Below are 4,119 nucleotides of genomic sequence, written 5' to 3' on the forward strand. Positions count from 1 at the left end.
TTATGTGGATGTTGATGACACATATACTACAGATCAACTTATAAAGGACATATTAGTAGGTTCTAAATGCGACTTGGTATCTAATGTAAGATACCAATATGGTAGTGGTGTTCCTGCTTCTAATTCAGTAAAAGCGGCAGCTTACTTTAATAGAAATGGCAGTACATTCCCATTTGAAGAAGGAATTGTATTGGCAACAGATATGGCAACCGGAGTAGAGGGACCTTGCACACCAGGTGGAGGTCCGACAAGCCCAAATCAATTTCGATGGACTGGAGATCAAGATTTATTAGACTTGATAAACGATGCTGGAGGATGGCCAACTACACCTGTTAATCCTGCTAATATGAGGTCTACCGTTATTGACTTTGAATTTGTTCCAATGCAAGGCACAGTAAGTTTTGAGTATTTATTCGGTAGTCACAGTTATAACAGAGGATGTAATTTTGATTGTGGAAACGGAGCTCTCTTTGGAGCTTGGTTAATTGATTTAACTACAGGGATTGGAGAAAATCTTGCAAAAATTCCCAATACTAATGACCCAATTTCTATAAGCACAGTGCGCGACAATAATAAATCAAATCCGTCCAATTGTGCAGCTGGTGCAGGTTCTATTAATCCGCAATATTTTGGTAATTCTTATGGAAATGGAGCAAATCAAGTACCGCCATTAACAGCACCAATCAATCTTTCAGGTCACACTATCCCTATGCAGTCTTTAACAGCAAATGTAGTTGTAGGTAGAAGATATAAAATTAAATTAGCCGTAATCGATTTCTGTCCTTCTGCTAGCCACACCAGCGCAGTATTTTTCAAAGCAGGAAGTTTTGATATTGGCGATTTAGATTTAGGTGATCCACAGTTAATTGGCAACGGAGATGGTTTGTGTGTAGGCGATAGTTACACTTTAGAATCAGGTTTAGATCCTTTGTTGTTTACCTTTGAATGGTTTAAAGACGGAGTAAAAATTCCCGGACAAACAGGTCCTAATTTAATAGTAACCGAAACCGGTGATTATAGCGTAAAAGGTTTTATACCTAATGTAAGCAGCTGTGTAATGGAAGCAGATCCTGTACGGATCGAGTTTTTCAATTATGTAAGCATCTTACAGCCTAAAAACCTGTTTTTATGTCCAAGTGCGGGAAACACTACCCGATTTGATTTAAAAGATGCGATGGTAGGAGTTACCACCAACCCTAATATTTTGTTTAAATTTTATGAAAACCAACAAAATGCAGAAAATGATGTAAATGCGGTTTCAGATTTATACAACCTACCAAATAATGCCAATGTTCCAAGAACAATCTGGGTTCGAGCTTACGAAGTGAACAATCCGTGTCCTTTTATAGGATCATTCACCATAGAGTTCAGCAATTGCGTACTAACATTGAATCCGTTACCGGACTTATCGATCTGTGAAGGAGAAACGGTACAAACATTCGATTTAACGGTTCAAACACCTATCGTATATAATAATGCTGCAGGATACACAGTAAGTTACCACTTAAACAAACCAGATGCCGATACCAACCAAAACGCAATACCTGCGGGTAACTTGGCAACGTATAACGGAACCAACGGAGAGCGTATCTGGGTACGTGTAACAGATAATAACAATCCGCTATCGTTTGGTGTTACTTCATTCTATCTGTACAGAAACCTTTTACCATTGGTAAATACAAATGCTTTACCATTAACAGCATGTGAAATCGGGAACTCAGGTTTAGGTGCTTTCAATTTAAATCTGGCATATAATACTATACCTGTAACTCCTGTTGGTGTATCGTTGGAATTCTACGCTACCCAGCAAGATGCCCTTACAGGCAATACTGGCTTAATATTACCAACAAACTATACGGCAGCAGCAGGAACTATTTATGTACGTGTACGTAATTTAGACGGCGACTGTTTCACGATAGTGCCTTTACAGTTACAGATCATTAATACCCCAACGGCAAACAGTTTACCGCCGTTAACTTATTGTGATTTAAATAACGACGGTTTCGGAGAATTTAATTTGGATGCAACACGCGTATTGATCGCAGGTAATCCAATGCCGGCAAATTCTATTGTAACTTTCCATGAAACACAAAACGATGCCGATGCCAATGTTAATGCGATATTCAATACCGGAACGTATGTAAACAAAGTAAAAGACCAACAAACCATATACGTTCGTGTAGGCTTTACCAATTCAAGCTGTTACAACACCGTAACTTTGGTATTAAAAGTAAACAAAACACCTGCGATTACCCCGGTTAGCCGTTTAGTATTCTGCGATACCAATAACGATGAGGTAGAAACAGTAAACTTGCGCAGTAAAGAAGCCGAAATGCTAACAGGCTTAAACGGTGCCAACTATACGGTAACTTACCATATCAGTTCATCAGCTGCCATGGCAGGAACAGGAGCAATAGGTAATCCTACCACCTTTTCAACCAATGTATCAAAAGTAGTTTACGTTCGCGTAAGCGATAATGCTACGGGTTGTTTTGTGGTAATGCGTATGGATATAGAATTGGTTAAACTACCCGTAGTTGCCAACCCGTTACCTGCTTATGTAAAATGTGATACCAACGGCAACGGATTTGAAGTGTTTGATTTGGCAAGCCAAAAAGCGGCGATCATTGGTACCCAGTTAGGGTTGGATGTTACTTTCCACTATACCAATGCAGATGCGCAAACAGGTGCAAACCCACTGGCAAACCAATATCAGAACGTATCGCCAAACGTACAAACCATTTATGTGCGCGTGTTCAACGCAAGCAGCAATTGTTTTGTTGTTACCACTTTAAAATTAGAAGTAAAAGCTAATCCTGTTATTAATGTTCCAACAACACCTTTTGTTATATGTGGTGAATTGTTCGGAAAAGTAAACATCTATTTATTCGGAAAAGATTTAGTAGATGCAACAGGTATCAATTACAACTTCTTGTTTTTTGAAACACAGGCAAATGCAGAAAACGATGTAAGCCCTATAAACAATCCCCTTGCATACGATTTAAATCCAAACAATCCAACAGTATGGATTCGCGTAGAAGATCCGGTTACAGAATGTTATGCCGTATATCCAATTACATTCCAGTTGGTTATACCTCCGGTAATACCTGCAACGTTACCAAAATTAGTAGAGTGTGACGTTTTAGGTAACCCGCAAGACCGTACTACTTTGTTTGATTTAACCCAGCAGGATGCCGCATTGTTGGCAGTACAAACAGCACAAGGCACATATCAAATAAGATATTTTACAACACAAGCATTAGCTAACAGCAATACCAATTGGATTGTAGATCCAACACAGTTTGAAAACACGGCAAACCCGCAAACAATCTGGGTACGAATAGAAGATACGGCAAAACCGGGTAGTTGTGCACGTGTGATGAGTTTCCAGATAGAGGTTAATGCACCATTTGTTTTAAACCAACCACCACCAATTATATTGTGTGATACCGATTTACCTAACGACGGTAAAATGGAGATTGATTTAACAGTACGCGAGCATGATCTTTTTGGAGGACAACCACCTTTTGGAGCGATCATAAGATATTACAGATCACTTCAAGATGCACAAAACGGATTCAGCCCTATTGCCGATCCTAAAAAGTTCTATAACACGGTAAACCCACAAACAATTTATGTGGCAGTAGAAAACCAATTCGGCTGTATAAGCATTACCACTTTAACGGTTCGTGTGTTACCTGTTCCGGAACCAAACATGAACCCAACACCATTGGAATTATGTGAAACCGCAGTAGGATCACAACAAGCAATTTTCGATTTAACCTTGGCAGAGCCTAATTTGAGTAATTTCTCAAATTACACTTACACCTACTATTTCTCAGAAATGGGTGCGCACATCGGACCAACAGATTCTAGCCGTATCACTACGCCTACTGCAGTTTTAAGCGGAACATCACATGTGTGGGTACGTGTAGAGAACTCTTTTACCGATAGCACTTTAAGATGTTACACCGTTGTTAAGTTAGAATTAGTGGTAAACCCATTACCGGTTGTAGGTCCAATGACGGCATTGTTAGCGTGCATGGACAACCCTACGCCAACAACAACCTTTAATTTACACGATAAAGATGCACAAGCATTGGCAGGAGAAGATCCGGC

1 protein-coding gene is annotated in these 4,119 nt (G+C 39.6%); it reads left to right on the plus strand.

Annotation, left to right across the window (positions count from 1 at the left end; genetic code table 11):
• Positions 1 to 4,119 (plus strand): choice-of-anchor L domain-containing protein (locus BM253_RS17395; protein ID WP_177205820.1); only part of this gene is annotated, 4,119 nt, incomplete at both ends.

The organism is Paenimyroides ummariense (assembly GCF_900115115.1).
Classification (GTDB): domain Bacteria; phylum Bacteroidota; class Bacteroidia; order Flavobacteriales; family Flavobacteriaceae; genus Flavobacterium; species Flavobacterium ummariense.